We start from the raw sequence: 20,812 nt of genomic DNA, 5'->3' as shown, positions 1-20,812 counted from the left end.
GGCCTAACTCATTGATCTTTCAAGGGTCGAAATGATGTCCCACGGTGGGACACCACCCCTCAGGGAATGATCCGAGTATACTTCACGCCGCTCAGGGTCGCCCCCGCGATCAGCCCCTGCTGCCCGAAGACCAAGGCCACCACCGGGTCCAGCTCGGTCGTCTCCTTGCCGATGCTGGCCCCCTGATCCGGGGTCGCATAGCGGATATCGGCACTCGCCGCCCACCCTGGGGACCGGCGGAATTCTTCCAGCGCCTGAGGGGTCGTGAAGAAAAGGGCATGGGCATATTGCTGCGCCCCGATCTGGAATCCGATCGACGCCTTCGTGGCCGAATAGTAATCCACCGTGGCGCCCTGAATGCGCAGCGCCCCGCGCCCGTAAGCCCCGCCGATCCCGAAGCCCGCCTCGGTGATCAGGGGCATATAAAGCACCCCCGCCGACCGCGCCGCCAGATCCCGCGTGCCGGGATACCTCTCTTCAAGGAATGCCTGCGTCGCATCAACCCGCGCATCGATCTGTGCGCCGCCGTCCGATCCAACCCCGTTGCTGCAAGCCGCGAGGAGCGCCGTCGCGCCCATGCCGGCCAGAAGCCCACGTCGAGAAAGCTCTATCATCTTGTCCGCCCTTTCTGCCTCACCGGGGGTCTTCAGCCCCATTGCGCGCAAGCCTAGTCGGTTTTGGCGCCTCTGTCATGCCCTTCGCTCACAGATAGCGGTGACACGCTCACCCTGTCAGCGACCCGTAAAGCGCGAAATCTTCCGCCGCCACCTCATGCAACAACTCCTCCGTCGCCGCCGACAACTCGGTGGCACCCCGGGGCGACACGTTCAGCCGCGGCAGCAGTATTTCGCACCCAAGCCGCTCCTCCAGAAAATCGACAAAGCTGTCGATCCCCTCATAGCGGAACAACCGGTCCACTCCTTCGCCCTGCCGAGGCCGCAGAAAGCGCCCCTGCGACCCGACGCTGGCGAAATCCGGCTGCGGATCGCGGCACCACGCCTGCACGAATTCGTCAAAGCTGATGCCGCGTGTCGACTTCGCTGGCTCAGTCTCCCCGCGTTGGCGATAGCGGTACCACGACCCAAGCCAATCCCGCGGCTCGCGCATCAGGGCCACCACGGTGAACCGGTCCTTCGACGCCGCCTCCAGATACGGTCCGACAAATCGGCGATACCGGTGCACGGTGGTGTGCTTCAACAGCGGCGGCCGCTGGATCGACACGGCTGCCAATGATTCGAGAGCGGCGGCAATCGCGGTCGATCCTGTCTTCGGCGTCGCCAGAAATGCCAATCTTTGATCCCAGAACACCAGCATTACCGCCCCTTTTGCCGCTTAGCGCCGAAAATGTTCGGCAGCGTAAACTATCCTTTAACCAAAACCGGCAAAAGCTGGTTTCAGGAAGAATTTGGTTGAAATGTTCTGCATTTGATCTCATAAGATCGAGAACACTTGGGGAACATAGGTCAGGATTGCCGCCCGCGGGTGGCTGTGAAATAAGGACACAAGACATGGCGGTTGCGAACCTTTTGGACCTCGACGGGAAACGCGGAATGGACAAGGCGAAGGCTCTGGAAAGCGCATTGGCGCAGATCGAACGCCAGTTCGGCAAGGGCTCGATCATGAAGCTCGGCGCCGACAGCCCGGCGATGGATATCGAGGCGACGTCGACCGGCTCGCTTGGCCTCGACATCGCGCTTGGCATCGGCGGCTTGCCGCAAGGCCGGATCGTCGAGATCTACGGGCCGGAATCTTCGGGCAAGACGACCCTCACGCTGCATGTCGTGGCCGAAGCGCAGAAGAAGGGCGGCGTCTGTGCCTTTGTCGACGCCGAACACGCGCTGGACCCGCAGTATGCCAAGAAGCTAGGCGTCAATCTGGACGATCTTCTGATCTCGCAGCCCGACACCGGCGAACAGGCGCTGGAGATCGTCGATACGCTGGTCCGTTCGGGCGCAGTCAGCCTTGTCGTGGTGGACTCTGTCGCGGCACTGGTGCCGAAGTCGGAAATCGAAGGCGACATGGGCGACATGCAGATGGGCTCGCAGGCCCGCCTGATGAGCCAGGCGATGCGCAAGCTGACCGCCTCCATCGGCCGGTCGAACTGTATGGTGATCTTCATCAACCAGATCCGCATGAAGATCGGCGTGATGTTCGGCAGCCCCGAAACCACGACCGGCGGCAATGCGCTCAAGTTCTACGCCTCAGTCCGCCTCGACATCCGCCGCATCGGCTCGATCAAGGAAAAGGACGACGTGGTCGGCAACACGACCCGGGTGAAAGTGGTGAAGAACAAGGTCGCGCCGCCCTTCAAGCAGGTGGAATTCGACATCATGTACGGCGAAGGCATCTCGAAGACCGGCGAGCTGATCGACATCGGTGTGAAGGCCGGCGTGGTCGAAAAATCCGGCTCCTGGTATTCCTACGGGGATGAGCGGATCGGGCAGGGCCGAGAGAATGCCAAGCTCTTCCTCAAGCAGAACCCCGGCGTTGCCAAGGAACTTGAAGACAAGATCCGTGGCGCCAACGGTCTTGATTTCAACGTAACGGGCGGTCCCGACAGCGACGATCTGGTCGACATGTAAGCTGTCGCCGATCACGCGAATGCACAGGCCGGAAGCACCGCTTCCGGCCTTTTTTGCAGCCATAAGGCCCGCATGGTGGACAGGCCTCGCGCGGGGGGCTAAACGATGGCGAAACTGCTGATTTTGCCTTCGGAAGGGCCCCTTGATGGCATCGCTGAACGACATCCGCTCCACCTACCTCGAGTTCTTTCGCCGCAACGGCCATACTGTGGTGGACAGCTCACCTCTGGTGCCGCGCAACGACCCGACCCTGATGTTCGCAAACTCCGGAATGGTGCAATTCAAGAACCTGTTCACCGGGGTGGAAAAGCGCGATTACGTCCGCGCTACAACGGCGCAGAAATGCGTGCGAGCTGGCGGCAAGCATAACGACCTCGACAACGTTGGTTACACCGCGCGTCACCACACTTTTTTTGAGATGCTGGGCAATTTCAGCTTTGGGGACTATTTCAAGGATCAGGCCATCGCCTTCGCTTGGGAACTTCTTACCAAGGATTTCGGTCTGAACCCCGACAAGCTTCTGGTCACCGTTTACCATACCGACGACGAGGCCGCCGCGATCTGGAAGAAGGTCGCGGGCCTGCCTGACAGCCGCATCATCCGCATCGCCTCGGACGACAACTTCTGGCGCATGGGGCCAACTGGCCCTTGCGGCCCCTGCACCGAGATTTTCTATGACCACGGCGACCATATCTGGGGCGGACCTCCGGGCAGCGCCGAGGAAGACGGCGACCGGTTCATCGAGATATGGAACAACGTCTTCATGCAGAACGAACAGTTCGCCGATGGCCGCCTTGTTCCGCTGGAAATGCAGTCGATCGACACCGGAATGGGGCTGGAACGGATCGGCGCGCTATTGCAAGGCAAGCACGACAACTACGACACCGACCTGATGCGCAGCCTGATCGAAGCCTCTGCCCATGCCACCAGTTCCGATCCCGACGGCCCGGGCAAGACGCACCACCGCGTCATCGCCGACCACCTGCGCTCGACGTCGTTCCTCATCGCCGATGGCGTCATGCCGTCGAACGAAGGCCGTGGCTATGTACTCCGCCGCATCATGCGCCGCGCCATGCGTCATGCTCACATGCTCGGCTCGCAAGACCCGGTCATGCATCGCCTTGTTCCGGCCCTTGTCCGTGGCATGGGGGCTGCCTACCCGGAACTTGGCCGGGCGCAGTCGCTGATCGAAGAGACCCTGCGGCTGGAAGAAACGCGCTTCAAGCAGACGCTGGACCGTGGCTTGAAGCTCCTTGACGATGAGCTGACCCGACTGCCCGAAGGTGGGGCGCTGCCCGGCGCCGCGGCGTTCAAGCTTTACGACACCTACGGTTTCCCGCTGGACCTGACGCAGGATGCCCTGCGCGAAAAGGGCCGCGAGGTTGACGTGCAGGGCTTTGACCACGCAATGCAGGAACAAAAGCAAAAGGCCCGCGCGGCCTGGGTTGGAACGGGGGCTGCGGGTGATGCCCGCATCTGGTTCGACATTGCCGAAGAACATGGCGTGACCGAATTCCTTGGCTACGACACCGAAACTGCCGAAGGCGTGCTGACGGCACTCGTTCAGGACGGAGCGGCGATTGGGTCCGCAACGGCTGGCGATACGGTTCAGATCGTCGTCAACCAGACGCCATTTTACGCCGAAAGCGGCGGACAGGTCGGCGACACCGGCCTCATCCGCACCGATACCGGCCTTGCCGAAGTGACCGACACAAAGAAGGCCGCAGGCGTTTTCATCCACGTCGCCAAGGTGTTGGAGGGTGATCTGCTAAAGGGTCAACCCGCCAAGCTGGAGGTCAATCACACCCGCCGCAGCCAGATTCGCGCCAACCATTCCGCGACGCACCTCCTGCATGAGGCGCTGCGTCGCGCCCTTGGCGACCATGTCGCGCAGCGCGGCAGCCTCAACGCCGCGGACCGTCTGCGCTTTGATTTCAGCCACGGCCACGCGGTCTCTCCCGCTGACATGGCCAAGGTCGAGGCCGAGGTGAACACCTTCATCCGCCAGAACGCGCCCGTCGAAACCCGCATCATGACGCCGGATGACGCGCGCGCCATCGGTGCGCAAGCGTTGTTCGGCGAGAAATACGGCGACGAGGTCCGAGTCGTATCGATGGGCGTTCTCGACGGCTCGGCAAAGGGCGCGGACGGAAAAACTTACAGCCTCGAACTTTGTGGCGGCACCCATGTCGCCCGCACCGGCGACATCGGCGCGATGGTGCTGCTCGGTGACAGTGCGTCCTCTGCAGGCGTGAGGCGGATCGAGGCGCTGACCGGGCAGGCGGCACTTGATCACCTGCGCCTGCAGGATGCTCGCCTTGCGGAAATCGCCACCACCCTCAAAGCCTCGCCCGCAGAACTGGCGGATCGCGTCAAGGCGCTCGCCGACGAACGCCGCGCGCTTTTGAACGAGGTGGCGCAACTGCGCCGCGACCTCGCGATGGGCGGTAAGGCCGGTGGCCCGGAAGCTCGTGAAATCAATGGCATGAAGCTCATTGCTCAAGTACTTCAGGGCGTTTCAGGCAAGGATCTTCCCGCGCTCATCGACCAGATGAAGGCGCAGCTTGGTTCCGGCGCGGTCCTCCTGATCGCCGATACCGGTGGAAAGCCAGCAGTCGCCGCTGGCGTCACGGGTGATCTGACCGACAGACTTTCCGCCGTCACCCTCGTCAAGGCCGCGGCCGAAGCGATGGGCGGCAAAGGCGGCGGTGGTCGGCCGGACATGGCGCAGGCTGGCGGTGCCGACATCGCTCTCGCCGACGCCGCGATCAAGGCTGCCGAAGCCGCGATGGAGGGCTGACATGCCGACCGCGCTCTGGATCGCCCATGTCCACGTCACCGACGCCGAGGCTTATGGCCGCTACGCCAAGGGCGCGACCGAAGCCATTGCGGCCCACGGCGGCGTGTTTCTTGCCCGTGGGGGCCGCTACGTGCAACTGGAAGGGAACGACCGGCCACGCAATGTGGTCGCCCGCTTCCCGAGCCTGGAAAAGGCGGTCGAATGCTACAATTCGCCCGCCTATCAGGCTGCTTTGGCCCATGCCAAAGGCGCATCGGTTCGCGATCTGATGGTGGTGGAAGAGGTCGAGTAAGGTTTTCCTGAAATGCGACGCAAGATCTTGCGCCCGGCCCCGCTTTTGATGCTACTGTAAAGAAAAACGAGGCCGGGCATATGACTTACCAAGTAAGGGCAGGATGATGTGCCGCTGGGCCGCCTACACCGGCGCTCCGATCTTCCTTGAGGAGATCATCAGCCGCCCCGGACATTCGCTCATCCATCAAAGCCACGGTGCCACCCAGTGCCACTCCGCGATCAACGCAGATGGTTTTGGCGTCGCTTGGTATGGCCAGCGCCCTGAGCCCGGCCTTTACCGCGATGTGCTGCCTGCCTGGTCAGACCCGAACCTGCGCAGCCTGACGGCGCAGGTCCAGTCGCACCTTTTCCTCGCTCATGTCCGCGCCTCAACCGGCACCGCCACCAGCCGCAACAACTGCCACCCCTTCACCCACGGCGTCTGGAGCTTCATGCACAATGGTCAGGTGGGCGGCTACGACAGCTTCCGCCGTGATGCCGACATGATGATCCCCGACGTGCTTTACCCCCAACGCAAAGGTGCAACCGACAGCGAAGCGCTGTTCCTCGTGGCGCTGGCCGAAGGTCTTGATCACGATCCGCGCGTCGCTCTGGAACGCGCCGCCGCTCGCTTCATCCGACTGGCTCGCGAAAAGGGCACTGCGCCCCACTTGCGGCTGACGGCGGCCCTTAGCGATGGGAAGAACCTCTATGCCGTGCGCTACGCCACTGATGACGCTGCGCCATCGCTTTACCATCGCTGGTCGGAAAGTCGCGGCGGAATGGCGGTGGTTTCGGAACCGCTGGAGGCAGAAGAAGGCGGCTGGATCGAGGTTCCCGCGTCCAGTTTCTGCACTTTCGACGGTGAAACCGTGCTTTTGGAAGAATTCATGCCCTGCCGCCTCGCCGCAGTGGCCTGATTTCATCTGTCCGCAAATATCCCACGGGGGCGCGGGGGTGTGAAACCCCCGCTCCTTGGGTTCAGCCCGCGCGCGACTGGCGCTTGCGGTCGTTGGCATCCAGAAAACGCTTGCGCATCCGCACCGATTTCGGCGTGACCTCGACCAGTTCATCATCGTCGATATACGAGATGCACTGCTCCAGGCTCAGCTTCACCGGGGTCGTCAGGCGCACCGCTTCGTCGGTTCCGCTGGCGCGGACGTTGGTCAGTTGCTTGCCCTTCAGCGGGTTCACTTCTAGATCGTTGTCCCGGTTGTGCTCGCCGATGATCATGCCGGCGTAGACCGGTTCCTGCACGCCGATGAAGAAGTGCCCACGGTCTTCCAGCTTCCACATCGCATAGGCCACCGAAATCCCGGTCTCGATGGAAATCAGTACGCCTTGACGGCGCCCTTCGATCGGGCCCTTGTGCGGCGCCCAGCCGTGGAACACGCGGTTCAGAACGCCGGTGCCGCGCGTGTCGGTCATGAACTGGCCGTGATAGCCGATCAGTCCGCGCGAGGGCACATGCGCGATGATCCGGGTCTTGCCGGCCCCCGCAGGCTTCATCTCGACCAGATCGCCCTTGCGCGGGCCGGTGATCTTTTCGATGACCGGGCCGGTGTAATCGTCATCCACGTCGATGGTAACTTCCTCGATCGGCTCGTGCTTGACGCCGTCGATGTCGCGGAACAACACCCGCGGGCGGCTGATCGACAGCTCGAACCCTTCGCGGCGCATGTTCTCGATCAGCACGCCCATCTGAAGTTCGCCACGTCCCGCAACCTCGAAGGCGTCGCCGCCGGGGGTGTCGGTGACCTTGATCGCCACGTTGATCTCGGCCTCACGCATCAGACGTTCGCGAATGACGCGGGACTGCACCTTGGTGCCTTCCTTGCCAGCCAGCGGCGAATCGTTGATCCCGAAGGTGACCGAGATCGTCGGCGGGTCGATCGGCTGGGCGGGCAGGGCGGTATCGACCTCCAGCGCACACAGTGTATCGGCCACGGTCGCCTTCGACATGCCGGCGATGGTGACGATGTCACCCGCTTCAGCCACGTCGATCGCAGTCTGCGTCAGGCCGCGGAACGCCAGCACTTTCGAGACGCGGAACTGTTCCAGCTTTTCGCCGTCGCGGCTCAGCGCCTTGATCGTCTCGCCGGCTTTCAAGGTGCCAGCCTCGACGCGTCCGGTCAGGATGCGGCCGATGAACGGATCGGCGGACAGCGTGGTTGCCAGCATCTGGAAGGGCTCGCCGCGCCGCGCGACCTGCGCTGGAGCAGGCACGTGACGCTGCACGAGGTCGTAAAGCGCCGACAGATCCTTGCGGGGACCGTCAAGGTTCTCATCCGCCCAGCCAGAGCGGCCCGACGCGTAAAGAACCGGGAAATCAAGCTGATCGTCGTCCGCGCCAAGGTTGGCAAACAGGTCGAACACCTCGTTCAGCGCGCGGCTCGGTTCGGCGTCCGGCTTGTCGACCTTGTTCAGCACGACAATCGGGCGCAGCCCCAGCGCCAGCGCCTTCGAGGTCACGAACTTCGTCTGCGGCATCGGCCCCTCGGCGGCGTCCACCAGTAGCACCACGCCATCGACCATCGACAGGATCCGCTCCACCTCACCACCGAAATCGGCGTGGCCGGGGGTGTCGACGATGTTGATCCGCTGCCCCTTCCATTCCAGCGAAGTGCACTTCGCAAGGATCGTGATACCGCGCTCGCGTTCAATGTCGTTGCTGTCCATCGCCCGTTCGGCGACGGCCTGGTTGTCGCGGAAAGCGCCAGACTGCTTCAGAAGCTCGTCAACGAGGGTGGTCTTGCCATGGTCGACATGCGCGATGATGGCGATGTTGCGAAGCTCCATCGGGAGGGTCTCTTTCGTTTGTATGTTTCGCGCGGCGATAGCGCAGACAGCCCGGAAAGGCCAGAGGAACCTTGTCAGGTGGCGATATAGCGGTCGCGGCGGTGGTTTATGGCAAGAAACAGGTTGAACACTACCGCCCCAAGGAACGACCAGCTGACCACATCCCAGTCCAGAAAAAGCGCCGACACCGCGAAAAGGCCGGCGTCGAACAACAACTGCGCATAGCCCGCCTGAAACCCGGTGCGGTCCTGCAGCCATAGCCAAAGGATCGATACGCCGCCAAAGCTGCCGCCATGCCGCACCACGGCCAATGCGGCGATGCCGAACAGGGCGCCGAACAGGATCGCGGCAAAGGCCGGGTCGATCCGCTCGATCGCCAGCCAGCGCGGCAGAAGCGCGGTCAAAAGGCTGAGTGATGCCACCGAGATGAAGGTCTTCAGCGCAAACGCCGCCCCCATCCTCCGCCAGCCAAGCCACAGGAATGGCAGGCTGATGGCAAAGTAGACCAGTGGAAAGGGCAGGCCGACCCCGTAGGACACAAGGGCTGCGATCCCCACGGTCTGCCCGGCGACAAAACCCATGTGCGTCAGGACATGCGTGCTAACCGCCGCCATGCAGACCCCGAAGGCGATGCCTTGGGTGTCTTCGATCAAGCTGTGGCGGGCGGCGATGGTCATGCCGCGCAGCTAGCACCGCGCGGCATATATGTCAACTATGCTGACCCAATTTGGGTCAGCCGGCGAGTGCCTTGTTCAGATACTCGTCAACCTTTTCCAGATAGCCCATCGTGGTCAGCCACTTCTGGTCCGGCCCGACCAGCAGCGCCAGATCCTTGGTCATCCAGCCATCCTCGACCGCATCGACCGTCACCTTTTCCAGCGTGGTCGCAAAGCGCATCAGCGCCTCGTTGCCATCCAACTTGGCGCGGTGCTTCAACCCGCCGGTCCAAGCATAGATCGACGCGATGGAGTTCGTCGACGTGGCCTTGCCCTTCTGATGCTCTCGGAAGTGCCGCGTCACCGTGCCATGCGCGGCCTCGGCCTCGACGGTCTTGCCATCGGGCGTCATCAGGACGCTGGTCATCAGGCCAAGCGAGCCGAAGCCCTGCGCCACGGTATCGGACTGTACGTCGCCGTCGTAGTTCTTGCAGGCCCAGACATAGCCACCCGACCACTTCATCGCGGACGCCACCATGTCGTCGATCAGGCGGTGTTCGTAGGTGATGCCCTTGGCCTTGAACCGGTCGGCGAATTCCGCGTCGAACACCTGCTGGAACAGGTCCTTGAAGCGGCCGTCATAGGCTTTCAGGATCGTGTTCTTTGTCGAAAGATACACCGGCCAGCCCTTCATCAGGCCGTAGTTGAACGACGACCGGGCAAAGTCGATGATCGAGTCGTCAAGGTTGTACATCGCCATCGTCACGCCGGCGCTTGGCGCATTGAACACCTCACGCTCGATCACCTCGCCGTCATCACCGACGAATTTCAGCGTCAGCTTGCCCTTGCCGGGAAAGCGGAAGTCGGTTGCGCGGTACTGGTCGCCAAAGGCATGGCGGCCCACCACGATCGGCTGGGTCCAGCCCGGCACCAGACGCGGCACGTTCTTGCAGATGATCGGCTCGCGGAAGATCACGCCGCCAAGGACGTTGCGGATTGTGCCGTTCGGCGATTTCCACATTTGCTTCAGGCCGAACTCCTCGACCCGCTGCTCGTCGGCCGTGATCGTCGCGCATTTAACACCGACGCCATATTGCTGGATCGCATGGGCCGCGTCGACAGTGATCTGGTCGTTGGTGCGGTCACGCTCCTCGATGCTCAGGTCGTAGTATTTCAGGTTGATGTCGAGATAGGGCAGGATCAGCTTCTTCTTGATGAAATCCCAGATGATCCGGGTCATTTCGTCACCGTCGAGTTCAACGACGGGGTTGGCTACCTTGATCTTCGACATGGGCGACCTCTCACATGGGATTCGGTTGGCCGGGACATAGCCGAGAAAGTGGGCGTTGGGAAGTCCGGTATGCGATGGTATACCGAAATCGGCAAACAGACTGGCTTGCCGTTTGTTTCGCTGCTAGAATTCAAAGCCTGCTGATCCGTCGCTTCATTCTGCTGATCCGTCACTTCATTGAGGTCCATCCCGATGACAGAAGATGTTGGAGGCTATCTCGATTGGCTTGGCGTCAAGTACCTCACCTTGCAGGATGCAGACTCCACCGGCGGCTCCCTTTCCGTGACGCGCAGCCTGTCGCCTGCCGGTTCCGGCCCGCCGCGCCACATTCACCACGCCGAGGATGAAAGCTTCTATATCCTCGACGGCCGCTGCGATTTCTGGCTGAAGGGCGAGGTTTTCCACCGCTGCGCGGGCGAGACGATGTTCATCCCGCGCGGCACCGAGCACACGTTTCGCATTCCCGATGGCGCGCCTTGCGACCATCTCGTCATCATGACGCCCGGAGGCTTTGAAGGGTTCTTCGCCGAAATGGCGAAAGGCCAGTTCCGCATCCCCGACGACATGGGGCAGATCGCCGCCATCGCCGTGCGGTTCAACCTCAGCTTTACCGGACCACCCCTGTCAGCCGAGGATGTTCAGCGCTGAAACCAGCTCAGCGACTTTTGCTGAACCCATGTCCACAAACCGGGCGCGCCCTTGGCGATCTTGACACCGACGCGCGCCTCAAGCTGATCGGCGGTGACATCGTAGGTAACCCACGTCCCGCCGCCGGACATCAGGTTCGCCATCACCGGCTGGACCCGGTCAAGGCTTTTGGCAAAGACCGCGTCCGGCGTCTGGGCGGCCTCGAACTCCTGCCAAAGTGCGTGAAGATCGGCCCCCAGATCGGGCGGCAACAACCCGAAAATCCGCTCTGCCGCCCGCGCCTCGGCAGCGGCAGTCTCAGCGCTGGCATGGGCCTGCCCGTTCGCAGAGTGGATTGGCACGTCGCCCACGTCGATCTCGACCAGGTCATGGATCAACAGCATCCGGATCACCCGGTTGATATCAACCCCCGGCGCGGCATGATCGGCCAGCACGAGGGCGTACAGCGCAAGATGCCACGAGTGTTCGCCCGAGTTCTCTGGTCGCGACCCATCGACCAGCGTCGTCGCGCGCAAGACCGACTTCAGCCGGTCCGCCTCGTTCAGAAAGGCGAACTGCGCTTCCAGCCGCTGGCTCAATGGCCGCCGCCACTAAGGTCAGGCGGCGCTTCGGGCATCGCCGCGCCGCTGCGCTTGGCGGTCAAAGCCTTTTCCAGAAAGGTGCGTCCCCGGCGTTCTGCCAACCGCACCCTGATCGAGGTGATGTAGGCTTCCTGAAACGTCGGCGATGCGGCCAGCAGAACCTGACTCACCTTTTCATAGAACCGGTCGTCGCCCAGTTCCGCCTCGGCGGCCAACACATCGTCCGCCAGCTTGTCTGCCAAAGCCTGTAGTGCCGACATCTTAGCGCGTAACCTCCGTCATGCGGCGGCGCACATAGTCAGACACGGTCTGGATCATCGGCTTCATATGCGCCTCTTCGTCCTTGAAGAAATGGTCAGCCCCTTCCACCTGCGTGTGGGTGACGGTGATGCCCTTCTGCTCATGCAGCTTGTTCACCAGATTAACGGTATCCTTCGGCGGCGCCACCTTGTCGGCGGTGCCGTTGATGATCAGCCCCGACGAAGGGCAGGGAGCCAGAAAGCTGAAATCATACAGGTTCGCCGGTGGCGACACAGAAATGAAACCGGTGATTTCGGGCCGCCGCATCAGAAGCTGCATCCCGATCCACGCGCCGAAACTGAAACCTGCCACCCAGCAATGCTTGGCGTTCTGGTTCATCGACTGCAGGTAATCCAGCGCCGATGCCGCATCCGACAACTCGCCGATGCCCTGGTCATACTCTCCCTGGCTGCGCCCGACGCCGCGGAAGTTGAACCGCAGCACGGTGAAGCCAAGATTGTAGAAGGCGTAATGCAGGTTGTAGACAACCTTGTTATTCATCGTTCCGCCATAGGCGGGGTGCGGGTGCAACACGATGGCGATCGGCGCGTCGCGTTCCTTCTGCGGATGGTAGCGGCCTTCCAGACGACCGTCGGGACCGGCAAAGATAACCTCGGGCATGGAGCACTTCTCAAGTTGGAGCGGGCGTTTCTTGACGCTTTCACTCGACTAAACTAGAACAATTCTAAGGACGGCGCGCCGCCTTGTGGGTCGGCTTGAGGTAATGCCCGCAAGGGTCTACGTCAATCGGATTGCGGCGGGCGGCAAGGAGAACGCGATGAAACTCTCGACCAAAGGCCGCTATGCGATGGTGGCGCTTGCCGATCTGGCGCTTGCTAACAACGATGATCTGGTGTCGCTGGCCGCGATTTCCAAGCGTCAGGACATCTCGCTTCCCTATCTGGAACAACTGTTCGTCAAGCTGCGTCGCGCCGGTCTGGTCGAGGCGGTGCGCGGACCGGGCGGCGGCTACAAGTTGGCCAAGACGCCGGACGAAATCCGCATCAGCGACGTGATGCAGGCGGTCGAGGAAACCGTTGATGCGATGCACACCGGGGCAGGGGCGTCGGGCGGGGTGTCGGGCAGCCGCGCGCAATCGCTGACCAACCGCCTGTGGGAAAGCCTTTCCGCCAACGTCTATGTCTTTCTCCATCAGGTGCGCCTGTCCGACGTGGTGAAGAACGACCTCGTGCCGTGCCCCGCCGTCCCTTCGCTCTTTCGCGTGGTGGACGAGGAATGACCCGCCTCTACCTTGACTGGAACGCCACCGCTCCGCTGCGGCCCGAGGCGAAGGCGGCGATGGTTGCCGCGATGGATGTCATAGGCAACCCGTCCTCCGTCCATGCCGAAGGGCGGGCGGCCAAGGCGCTGATCGAGCGGTCACGCGCCGAAATCTCGGCCGCGCTTGGGGCTGACGGCGCCGACATCATCTTTACCAGCGGCGCCACCGAAGCTGCCGCTCTGGCCTGTGCTGGGCGTGGCCTCGCTTGCGCTGAGGTAGAGCATGAGGCCGTCCTTGCATGGTGTGATCCGACCCTTGTCGTCGATGCGTCCGGCCGGGTGGATGTGCCGCACCCGCGCAAGTCCGCCCTGCAACTGGCCAATTCCGAAACCGGGCTCCTGCAGGAAATCCCCGAAGGCCTCGCCGTCTGCGACATGACGCAAGCCTTTGGGAAAATCCCCTTGGCCTTCAACTGGATTGGTGCCGACATGGGCCTCATATCAGCCCACAAGCTTGGCGGGCCGAAGGGGATCGGCGCGCTGGTCATCAAGCGCGGGATCGACGTGCCACCGCAACTGCGGGGTGGTGGCCAGGAAATGGGCCGCCGTGCCGGCACTGAAAACCTGATCGGCATTGCAGGTTTCGCCGCCGCCGCCACCGCCGCCGCACGTGATCTTGAGGATGGTGTCTGGGGCCACGTTGCCGAAGTTAGAAATATTCTAGAACTGGCATTGTCCGCAAACGCAAATGAGACTATTTCTGTCGGGAATGGTGTGGGGCGCTTGCCGAACACGCTTTGCCTGATCGCGCCCGGCTGGAAGGGCGAGACGCAGGTGATGGCGATGGACCTTGCCGGGTTCGCCGTTTCGGCGGGGTCGGCCTGTTCCAGCGGCAAGGTGCGCGCCAGTCGTGCCTTGCGCGCGATGGGATATGACGAAGCCTTGGCCGGGCAGGCGATCCGCGTGTCTATCGGGCCGGGTGTGATGACGGATGACGTGCTGCGGTTCGCCGATGTCTGGACCAAAGCCTACGCCAAAGCCCGCGCGCGGGCCGCATGAAGGAGACGGGGACGATGACCGCGATACTTGAACCCACACTCGAAGCAGACGTGCGCGAAGGCGTGGACCGCGAAACCGTCGAAGCCGTGCAGGCGATGGCCGGCAAGTACAAATACGGCTGGGAAACCGAGATCGAGATGGACTTCGCGCCGAAAGGCCTGAACGAAGACATCGTCCGTCTGATCTCGGAAAAGAACGGCGAACCGGAGTGGCTGCTGGACTGGCGTCTTGCCGCGTATCGCCGCTGGCTGCAGATGGAAGAACCGACCTGGGCCATGGTGAACTATCCCACAATCGACTATCAGGACCAGTATTACTACGCCAAACCCAAAAGCATGGCCGTCAAGCCGAAGTCGCTTGACGATGTCGACCCAAAGCTGCTTGCGACCTATGCCAAACTTGGAATTCCGCTGAAAGAACAGATGCTTCTGGCTGGAGTTGAAGGTTCCGACGAGCCTCGCAAAGTGGCTGTCGATGCGGTCTTTGACAGTGTCTCGCTTGGCACCACCTTCAAGGCGGAACTGGCCAAGGCCGGCGTGATTTTCTGCTCGATCTCCGAAGCCGTCCGTGAACACCCTGACCTTGTGAAGCAGTACCTTGGCACGGTTGTCCCGCAATCGGACAACTTCTTCGCCACGCTGAACTCCGCCGTCTTTTCGGACGGTTCCTTCGTCTACATCCCGAAGGGCGTGCGGTGCCCGATGGAACTCAGCACCTACTTCCGCATCAACGCCGAAAACACCGGCCAATTCGAACGCACCCTGATCATCGCCGACGAAGGCTCCTTCGTCAGCTACCTTGAAGGCTGCACCGCGCCGAAACGCGACACTCACCAACTGCACGCTGCCGTCGTTGAGCTGGTGATCCTGAGGGATGCCGAGATCAAGTATTCAACAGTCCAGAACTGGTATCCGGGCGACGAGGAAGGCCGTGGCGGCATCTACAACTTCGTCACCAAACGCGCCGATTGCCGTGGCGACCGGGCCAAGGTGATGTGGACGCAGGTCGAGACCGGGTCTGCGATCACCTGGAAATACCCGTCCTGCATCCTGCGCGGTGACGATTCCCAAGGCGAATTCTACTCGATCGCCATCGCCAACAACGCGCAGCAGGCCGACACCGGCACCAAGATGATCCACCTTGGCAAGCGCACCAAGTCGCGCATCGTGTCCAAGGGCATCTCGGCTGGCCGCGCGCAGAACACCTACCGCGGGCTCGTGTCGATGCACCCCAAGGCCGAGGGCAGCCGCAACTACACCCAGTGCGACAGCCTTCTGATCGGTGACAAGTGCGGCGCCCACACGGTCCCCTATATCGAGGTCAAGAACAACTCCTCGCGCGTCGAACACGAGGCGACGACGTCCAAGGTCGACGAGGACCAGCTTTTCTACTGCCGCTCGCGTGGGATGGACGAGGAAGAGGCCGTAGCACTGGTCGTCAACGGCTTTTGCAAGGACGTGCTGCAAGCCCTCCCGATGGAATTCGCAATGGAGGCGCAAAGCCTTGTGGCGATCAGCCTCGAAGGCTCGGTGGGCTGAGGCGAGGCCAAGAGAAACCCCGTGACAGCGTTCAACGACGACATCCTGCCTGCCGAACCGGACCCGTCCGCTGCCGATGCACGCGCGCCAGAGGGTGATTTCGTCCTTACCTTCGCGCCGCGAGAGGCCGAAGCGGTCTCCCGGCTTTATGCGTTGAGCGCCTGCATCCTTGAATACGGAAGCGGCGGCTCGACCGTGCTTGCGGCCGAACTTGGCAAGCAGATATTCACGGTCGAAAGTGACAAGCTTTGGGCCGACCGTCTGGCCGCACGCGTGGCCGGTTTGCCCGGCACCGTCCACATGCACCACGTCGACATCGGCCCCACCGGCGATTGGGGGATGCCGACCCGTCCCAAATCGCACGCGAGTTTCCACCGCTACCCGCTGTCGGTCTGGGACCGCCCCGACATGCCCGAGCCCGACCTCGTGCTGATCGACGGCCGGTTTCGCGCCGCATGCCTTGTCGCCACGAAGTTGCGTACAAAGCGCCCGGTGACTGTTCTCTTCGACGATTACCACCACCGGCGCATCTATCACCGCGTCGAACGGCTTGCCACACTTGACCAGATGATCGGTCGCATGGCCGTCTTCACAGTCGAACCCGGCCCCATCCCGCCCGATATGCTCACCGAAGTCGTCGGCTGGTTTTCCGACCCGCGCTGACGCCCCAGAATTCTTCCCGAGGAACCCGAAAATGCTTCAGATCAATAACTTGCACGTCAAACTTCAGGAAGAGGACAAGGTCATCCTGCGGGGTGTCGACCTTTCCATCGGCGCGGGCGAGGTGCATGCCATCATGGGGCCGAACGGCTCGGGCAAATCCACGCTGTCCTACGTTCTGGCTGGCCGCGAGGGGTATGAGGTAACCGACGGTTCCGCCAGCCTCGAAGGCGCCGAACTGTTGGATATGGAGCCCGAGGAACGCGCCGCCGCGGGCCTGTTCCTTGCCTTCCAGTATCCCGTCGAAATCCCCGGCGTCGGCAACATGACTTTCCTGCGTACGGCCGTGAACGCCCAGCGCAAGGCGCGCGGCGAAGACGAGCTTAGCGCCGGCGATTTCCTCAAGATCGTGCGCGAAAAGGCCAAGACCCTCAAGATCGACGCCGATATGCTGAAGCGTCCGGTCAACGTCGGCTTTTCGGGCGGCGAGAAAAAGCGCAACGAAATCCTGCAGATGGCGATGCTGGAACCGAAGATGTGCATTCTTGACGAGACCGATAGCGGCCTTGACGTCGACGCGATGAAACTGGTCGCCGACGGCGTCAACGCGCTGCGCGATGCCGGGCGGTCGTTCCTTGTCATCACCCACTACCAGCGCCTTCTGGACCATATCAAACCCGACGTGGTCCACATCATGGCCGCTGGCCGCATCATCAAGACCGGCGGCCCGGAACTGGCGTTGGAAGTTGAAAACAACGGTTACGCCGACCTTCTGGGCGAGGTGGTCTGATGCCTTTGGCCAAGGTCAAGGAAGACGCGCTTGCCGCGCGCATCGCCGGTCTGGCATTGCCCGAAGGGGGCTGGCTTGGTGCGGCGCGGGCCGATGCACTTGCACGGCTTGGTGCGATGGGCCTGCCGGGCCGGCGTGACGAATACTGGCGCTACACCGATCCTTCGGCTTTGAACGCGGCCAGTCCGCTGCCTGCCAGTCGGTTTGACGACAGCGATGAACCGCCCGCCTTCGAAGGGATCGACCGGCTTAAGCTGGTGTTCGTCGATGGCGTGTTTGATGCCTCCGCATCCGACGACCTTACTCTCGCTGGGATCGAGATCAAGCGTCTGCCCGCCGCTGGCGCCGTCGACATCCACTGGGCGCGTGACCTGTACGGTGTGCTTGAAACGCGCGGACAGACCCCGGTTCCTCGTCCCTTCGCCACGCTAAACACCGCATTCGCCACCGACGGCATCCTGATCCGCGCCAAGGGTCGGGCGGCCAAGCCCGTCGCGCTGATCTACCACCACCGTACCGAAACCTCAGAGGCGATGCTGCATCACTGCATCAAGCTGGAAGACGGTGCCGAACTGACAGTGCTTGAAAGCGGCCCTGCTGCCGCCCGCTTCACCAAGGTGATGGAGGTTGAAGTCGGCCAGAATGCCCGCTTCCACCATATCCGCCTGCAAGGCCGCGACCATGAACGCCGCGCCGTGACGCATCTCTTCGCGCGGTTGGGGCAGGGCGCTTCGTTCAAGTCCTTCACCCTCACTGCCAACGGCCGCCTGACGCGGAACGAGGCGGTGATCGACCTCGCCGGTTCCGACGCGCGCGCGCATATCGCCGGGGCTGCGGTCGGTGACGGCGACTTTCACCACGACGACACAGTTTTCGTGATCCACGGCGCGGAACGCTGCGAAAGCCGGCAGGTTTTCAAGAAGGTGTTGAAGAACGGCGCGGTCGGCGTGTTCCAGGGCAAGATCCTCGTGAAACCCGGCGCGCAAAAGACTGACGGCTACCAGATCAGCCAGTCGCTGCTGCTGGATGGCGCCAGCCAGTTCCTCGCCAAGCCCGAGCTTGAGATCTACGCCGATGACGTGAAGTGCAGCCACGGCTCCACATCAGGCGCCATCGACGAGACCGCGCTTTTCTACCTTCAGTCGCGCGGCGTGCCACGCCGGGCGGCGCAATCGCTCCTCGTGCTTGCGTTCCTTGCCGAAGCCATCGGCGAGATTGAGGATGACGCCATCGCCGACGATATCCGCCTTAGGCTCGAAGGCTGGCTCAACCGGCATGGGGCGCAAGGCTGACGATGGCAGTCACCACCGACATCGTCGAAAGCTGGCGGAGCCCCCGCGTCACCTTCCGCCGCCATCTGGCGCGGGGCGTGTCCGAACCCTTCGCCTTCACGCTTTTGCTGGTGTTCCTGATCCTCGCCTTCATCGGGCAATGGCCGCAAGCCTCGCGCGAGGCATTTCTGGCGCAAGACACCGCCACCGCGCCTCGGCTTCTGGCACGCGGTCTTGCGGTCCTTGCCACGATCCCGATCTGGTACGCGCTTGCGGCAATCAGCCGTCTTGTCGCCAGCGGGTTTGGCGGGCAAGGGACGGGTTACCGCGCGCGGCTTGCGCTTTTCTGGGCACTTGCGACGGTCGGTCCGCTGATGCTGCTGCAAGGGCTTGTCGCCGGAATGATCGGGCCCGGCCCGGCGCTCTGGGCGGTGAACATCGTGGTGGGGCTGGCGTTTCTCTGGCTCTGGATTGTCATGCTGATCGAGGCGGAACGCTGATGCCCACGCTAGCCGAAACCCTTGTCTCCCTTGGTCGCCTGACGCTGGAAGACCCCCGCCGCGGCATCCGCGCGGTTCTCGACCTTGGCGTGCCGATCCCGGCGCGCACCGCCGCGCTGGTGCTGGTCGCCGTCGCGTCGGCCATCTTCATGCACCTCGGCACGCTTCTGCTGCCGCCCAGTACCGACCCGATCGCTGGGTTCCTGACCGGCAGCCCGATCCGCTCGGCCATCCTGCAATGGGTGATCCTGCTTGCCTCTGTGGTGCTGATCTACCGGGTCGGGCGGGCGCGCGGCGGCACTGGCAGCTTTCCCGATGCGATGCTTGTCGTCGTCTGGCTGCAAGTCATCATGCTGGTGGTGCAGGCGGTGCAGCTTCTGGCGCTTGTCCTCGTTCCGCCGATTGCCGGCATCATTAACATCCTCGGCCTCGTGCTGTTCTTCTGGCTGATGACGAGTTTCATTGCGGAACTGCACCGCTTCACCTCGCGCGGGGCTGTGTTCATCGGCATCGTCTTGACCGCCTTTGCCGTCGCTTTCGCACTGGTGCTGGTGGCCGCGCTCTTTCTCGGGCCAGAGGCGCTTTCCGATGTATGATGTTGCCGCCATCCGCGCCGATTTTCCGATCCTGTCGCGGCAGGTCAACGGACGCCCGCTGGTCTACCTCGACAACGGTGCCTCCGCGCAAAAGCCGCAGGTCGTTATCGACGCGATGACGCAGTCCTATTCGCACGATTACGCCAACGTACACCGTGGCCTTCACACCCTCTCGACCATCGCGACCGAGGCGTATGAGGGTGTGCGCGGCAAGATCGCCCGTTTCCTGAACGCCCCGTCCGAAGACGAGATCGTCTTCACCTCCGGCACGACCGAGGCGATCAACCTCGTCTCGTACGCCTGGGCTGTGCCGCGCTTGCAGGCCGGGGACGAGATCATCCTCAGCATCATGGAACACCACGCCAACATCGTGCCCTGGCATTTCTTGCGCGAACGCCAGGGCGTGGTGCTGAAATGGGTCGACATCGACGCGAACGGTGATCTTGATCCGCAAGCCGTGCTGGATGCGATCACGCCGCGCACCAAGCTTATCGCCGTCACCCACATGTCGAACGTCCTTGGCACCGTGGTCGACGTGGCAGCGATCTGCCGTGGCGCGCGCGAAAAGGGCGTGCCGGTTCTGGTCGACGGCAGCCAGGCCGCCGTACACGTGCCCGTAGACGTGCAGGCCATCGGCTGCGATTTCTACGCCATCACCGGCCACAAGCTGTACGGTCCCTCCGGCTCCGGCGCGATCTACATCCGTGCCGCCCGGCAAGCCGAGATGCGTCCCTTCCTCGGCGGCGGCGACATGATCCGCGAGGTCACCCGCGACACCGTCACCTGGAACGACCCCCCGATGAAGTTCGAGGCCGGCACTCCCGGCATCGTCCAGCAGATCGGCCTTGGCGTCGCACTCGATTATCTGACCGGTCTCGGGATGGACAACATCGCCGCGCATGAACGAGACCTGCGCGACTATGCGCAATCTCGCCTTGCTGTGCTGAACTGGCTGACCGTGCAGGGCAATTCGGTGACCAAAGGCGCGATCTTCTCTTTTTCGCTAGATGGCGCGGCCCATGCCCATGACATCTCGACGATTCTCGACAAACGCGGCGTCGCAGTTCGCGCAGGAACACATTGCGCCATGCCATTGATGCAGCACATGGGCCTCACCGCAACCTGCCGCGCTTCCTTCGGCCTTTACAACACCAAAGGCGAAGTGGACGCTCTGGTCTCCGCGCTGGAACTTGCCCACGACCTTCTGGGATAAGGAAAGCCCGGCCCGCGAAGGGGTCGGGCTTTGC

22 protein-coding genes are annotated in these 20,812 nt (G+C 62.7%); 14 read left to right on the top strand and 8 right to left on the bottom strand.

Features of this window, described 5'->3' with window-relative positions; translation table 11 throughout:
• Positions 1-59: 59 nt before the first annotated feature.
• Positions 60-614, bottom strand: a complete 555-nt coding sequence (locus ACROUL_RS12690) for a YSC84-related protein (protein WP_431299832.1) — start codon at positions 612-614, stop codon at positions 60-62.
• 109 nt (positions 615-723) lie between these two features.
• Entirely contained in the window at positions 724-1,314 is a 591-nt protein-coding gene (locus ACROUL_RS12685) for a hypothetical protein (RefSeq protein WP_431299831.1), read from the bottom strand.
• 194 nt (positions 1,315-1,508) lie between these two features.
• Between ACROUL_RS12685 and recA the strand changes: the two genes are divergently transcribed.
• The 4 genes from recA to ACROUL_RS12665 all read left to right on the top strand — a co-directional run bounded on the left by recA (position 1,509) and on the right by ACROUL_RS12665 (position 6,575).
• Positions 1,509-2,582 carry a recombinase RecA gene (gene recA, locus ACROUL_RS12680; protein WP_431299830.1) on the top strand — a complete coding sequence of 358 codons (1,074 nt, stop codon included), beginning with the start codon at positions 1,509-1,511 and terminating at the stop codon, positions 2,580-2,582.
• A gap of 145 nt (positions 2,583-2,727) precedes the next feature.
• Positions 2,728-5,382, top strand: a complete 2,655-nt coding sequence (gene alaS / locus ACROUL_RS12675; RefSeq protein ID WP_431299829.1) for an alanine--tRNA ligase — start codon at positions 2,728-2,730, stop codon at positions 5,380-5,382.
• Position 5,383: 1 nt separating this feature from the next.
• Positions 5,384-5,674: a DUF1330 domain-containing protein gene (locus ACROUL_RS12670; protein WP_374375128.1), complete on the top strand. Its 291-nt coding sequence runs from the start codon at positions 5,384-5,386 to the stop codon at positions 5,672-5,674.
• Positions 5,675-5,780: 106 nt separating this feature from the next.
• Complete coding sequence (locus ACROUL_RS12665; protein WP_431299828.1) at positions 5,781-6,575, top strand: class II glutamine amidotransferase; 795 nt, start codon at positions 5,781-5,783, stop codon at positions 6,573-6,575.
• 61 nt (positions 6,576-6,636) lie between these two features.
• Here the strand turns inward: ACROUL_RS12665 and typA are convergent, their stop codons facing one another.
• The 3 genes from typA to ACROUL_RS12650 form a co-directional block, all read right to left on the bottom strand.
• Positions 6,637-8,454 (bottom strand): translational GTPase TypA, encoded by a 1,818-nt coding sequence (typA, locus tag ACROUL_RS12660; protein WP_431299827.1) that lies wholly within the window; start codon positions 8,452-8,454, stop codon positions 6,637-6,639.
• 74 nt (positions 8,455-8,528) lie between these two features.
• Entirely contained in the window at positions 8,529-9,131 is a 603-nt protein-coding gene (locus tag ACROUL_RS12655) for a YitT family protein (protein WP_431299826.1), read from the bottom strand.
• 55 nt (positions 9,132-9,186) lie between these two features.
• Positions 9,187-10,401: an NADP-dependent isocitrate dehydrogenase gene (locus ACROUL_RS12650; RefSeq protein ID WP_431299825.1), complete on the bottom strand. Its 1,215-nt coding sequence runs from the start codon at positions 10,399-10,401 to the stop codon at positions 9,187-9,189.
• 192 nt (positions 10,402-10,593) lie between these two features.
• On the opposite strand from ACROUL_RS12650, the gene ACROUL_RS12645 reads away from it, so the two are divergent.
• Entirely contained in the window at positions 10,594-11,049 is a 456-nt protein-coding gene (locus ACROUL_RS12645; RefSeq protein WP_431299824.1) for a cupin domain-containing protein, read from the top strand.
• On the opposite strand, the gene ACROUL_RS12640 is transcribed toward ACROUL_RS12645, so the two are convergent.
• Genes ACROUL_RS12640 through ACROUL_RS12630 form a run of 3 tightly spaced genes read right to left on the bottom strand, consistent with a single transcriptional unit; the run spans position 11,040 to position 12,551 of the window.
• On the bottom strand, positions 11,040-11,627 hold the full coding sequence (locus ACROUL_RS12640; RefSeq protein WP_431299823.1) for an HD domain-containing protein: 588 nt from the start codon (positions 11,625-11,627) through the stop codon (positions 11,040-11,042). The two genes, ACROUL_RS12645 and ACROUL_RS12640, sit on opposite strands and share 10 nt — an antisense overlap.
• Positions 11,624-11,890, bottom strand: coding sequence for a hypothetical protein (locus ACROUL_RS12635; protein ID WP_431299822.1), 267 nt, complete (start codon positions 11,888-11,890; stop codon positions 11,624-11,626). Before ACROUL_RS12635 ends, ACROUL_RS12640 begins: the two co-directional genes overlap by 4 nt.
• Before the next feature lies 1 nt (position 11,891).
• Positions 11,892-12,551 carry an alpha/beta hydrolase gene (locus ACROUL_RS12630; RefSeq protein ID WP_431299821.1) on the bottom strand — a complete coding sequence of 220 codons (660 nt, stop codon included), beginning with the start codon at positions 12,549-12,551 and terminating at the stop codon, positions 11,892-11,894.
• 157 nt (positions 12,552-12,708) lie between these two features.
• On the opposite strand from ACROUL_RS12630, the gene ACROUL_RS12625 reads away from it, so the two are divergent.
• The 9 genes from ACROUL_RS12625 to ACROUL_RS12585 are packed head-to-tail and all read left to right on the top strand — an operon-like array spanning position 12,709 to position 20,778.
• Positions 12,709-13,170 carry an Rrf2 family transcriptional regulator gene (locus ACROUL_RS12625; protein WP_431299820.1) on the top strand — a complete coding sequence of 154 codons (462 nt, stop codon included), beginning with the start codon at positions 12,709-12,711 and terminating at the stop codon, positions 13,168-13,170.
• Entirely contained in the window at positions 13,167-14,210 is a 1,044-nt protein-coding gene (locus tag ACROUL_RS12620; protein ID WP_431299819.1) for a cysteine desulfurase family protein, read from the top strand. The genes ACROUL_RS12625 and ACROUL_RS12620 overlap by 4 nt, the downstream gene beginning before the upstream one ends.
• A gap of 14 nt (positions 14,211-14,224) precedes the next feature.
• Positions 14,225-15,748, top strand: coding sequence for a Fe-S cluster assembly protein SufB (gene sufB / locus ACROUL_RS12615; RefSeq protein WP_431299818.1), 1,524 nt, complete (start codon positions 14,225-14,227; stop codon positions 15,746-15,748).
• Positions 15,749-15,769: 21 nt separating this feature from the next.
• Positions 15,770-16,411 (top strand): hypothetical protein, encoded by a 642-nt coding sequence (locus ACROUL_RS12610; RefSeq protein WP_431299817.1) that lies wholly within the window; start codon positions 15,770-15,772, stop codon positions 16,409-16,411.
• A 31-nt stretch (positions 16,412-16,442) separates the two neighbouring features.
• Positions 16,443-17,198 carry a Fe-S cluster assembly ATPase SufC gene (gene sufC, locus ACROUL_RS12605; protein ID WP_431299816.1) on the top strand — a complete coding sequence of 252 codons (756 nt, stop codon included), beginning with the start codon at positions 16,443-16,445 and terminating at the stop codon, positions 17,196-17,198.
• Positions 17,198-18,490, top strand: a complete 1,293-nt coding sequence (gene sufD, locus ACROUL_RS12600; RefSeq protein WP_431299815.1) for a Fe-S cluster assembly protein SufD — start codon at positions 17,198-17,200, stop codon at positions 18,488-18,490. Before sufC ends, sufD begins: the two co-directional genes overlap by 1 nt.
• Before the next feature lie 2 nt (positions 18,491-18,492).
• A complete protein-coding gene (locus ACROUL_RS12595; protein ID WP_431299814.1) occupies positions 18,493-18,969 on the top strand; it encodes a YIP1 family protein in 477 nt (158 codons plus the stop codon).
• Positions 18,969-19,565, top strand: a complete 597-nt coding sequence (locus ACROUL_RS12590; RefSeq protein ID WP_431299813.1) for a Yip1 family protein — start codon at positions 18,969-18,971, stop codon at positions 19,563-19,565. The genes ACROUL_RS12595 and ACROUL_RS12590 overlap by 1 nt, the downstream gene beginning before the upstream one ends.
• Positions 19,558-20,778: a cysteine desulfurase gene (locus tag ACROUL_RS12585; protein ID WP_431299812.1), complete on the top strand. Its 1,221-nt coding sequence runs from the start codon at positions 19,558-19,560 to the stop codon at positions 20,776-20,778. Before ACROUL_RS12590 ends, ACROUL_RS12585 begins: the two co-directional genes overlap by 8 nt.
• Positions 20,779-20,812: the final 34 nt, after the last annotated feature.

Source organism: Tabrizicola sp. BL-A-41-H6 (assembly GCF_050632395.1).
Taxonomy (GTDB): Bacteria; Pseudomonadota; Alphaproteobacteria; order Rhodobacterales; family Rhodobacteraceae; genus JAUYQR01.
The sequence above is the reverse complement of the archived record's forward strand: the minus strand, read 5'-3'. Positions and strand labels throughout refer to the sequence as shown.

Bases quoted from the DNA above. Each gene is read 5' to 3' on its own strand.
- ACROUL_RS12690 (WP_431299832.1), bottom strand. From the start codon at position 614: ATGATAGAGCTTTCTCGACGTGGGCTTCTGGCCGGCATGGGCGCGACG.
- ACROUL_RS12685 (WP_431299831.1), bottom strand. From the start codon at position 1,314: ATGCTGGTGTTCTGGGATCAAAGATTGGCATTTCTGGCGACGCCGAAG.
- recA (WP_431299830.1), top strand. From the start codon at position 1,509: ATGGCGGTTGCGAACCTTTTGGACCTCGACGGGAAACGCGGAATGGAC.
- alaS (WP_431299829.1), top strand. From the start codon at position 2,728: ATGGCATCGCTGAACGACATCCGCTCCACCTACCTCGAGTTCTTTCGC.
- ACROUL_RS12670 (WP_374375128.1), top strand. From the start codon at position 5,384: ATGCCGACCGCGCTCTGGATCGCCCATGTCCACGTCACCGACGCCGAG.
- ACROUL_RS12665 (WP_431299828.1), top strand. From the start codon at position 5,781: ATGTGCCGCTGGGCCGCCTACACCGGCGCTCCGATCTTCCTTGAGGAG.
- typA (WP_431299827.1), bottom strand. From the start codon at position 8,454: ATGGAGCTTCGCAACATCGCCATCATCGCGCATGTCGACCATGGCAAG.
- ACROUL_RS12655 (WP_431299826.1), bottom strand. From the start codon at position 9,131: ATGACCATCGCCGCCCGCCACAGCTTGATCGAAGACACCCAAGGCATC.
- ACROUL_RS12650 (WP_431299825.1), bottom strand. From the start codon at position 10,401: ATGTCGAAGATCAAGGTAGCCAACCCCGTCGTTGAACTCGACGGTGAC.
- ACROUL_RS12645 (WP_431299824.1), top strand. From the start codon at position 10,594: ATGACAGAAGATGTTGGAGGCTATCTCGATTGGCTTGGCGTCAAGTAC.
- ACROUL_RS12635 (WP_431299822.1), bottom strand. From the start codon at position 11,890: ATGTCGGCACTACAGGCTTTGGCAGACAAGCTGGCGGACGATGTGTTG.
- ACROUL_RS12630 (WP_431299821.1), bottom strand. From the start codon at position 12,551: ATGCCCGAGGTTATCTTTGCCGGTCCCGACGGTCGTCTGGAAGGCCGC.
- ACROUL_RS12625 (WP_431299820.1), top strand. From the start codon at position 12,709: ATGAAACTCTCGACCAAAGGCCGCTATGCGATGGTGGCGCTTGCCGAT.
- ACROUL_RS12620 (WP_431299819.1), top strand. From the start codon at position 13,167: ATGACCCGCCTCTACCTTGACTGGAACGCCACCGCTCCGCTGCGGCCC.
- sufB (WP_431299818.1), top strand. From the start codon at position 14,225: ATGACCGCGATACTTGAACCCACACTCGAAGCAGACGTGCGCGAAGGC.
- sufC (WP_431299816.1), top strand. From the start codon at position 16,443: ATGCTTCAGATCAATAACTTGCACGTCAAACTTCAGGAAGAGGACAAG.
- sufD (WP_431299815.1), top strand. From the start codon at position 17,198: ATGCCTTTGGCCAAGGTCAAGGAAGACGCGCTTGCCGCGCGCATCGCC.
- ACROUL_RS12595 (WP_431299814.1), top strand. From the start codon at position 18,493: ATGGCAGTCACCACCGACATCGTCGAAAGCTGGCGGAGCCCCCGCGTC.
- ACROUL_RS12590 (WP_431299813.1), top strand. From the start codon at position 18,969: ATGCCCACGCTAGCCGAAACCCTTGTCTCCCTTGGTCGCCTGACGCTG.
- ACROUL_RS12585 (WP_431299812.1), top strand. From the start codon at position 19,558: ATGTATGATGTTGCCGCCATCCGCGCCGATTTTCCGATCCTGTCGCGG.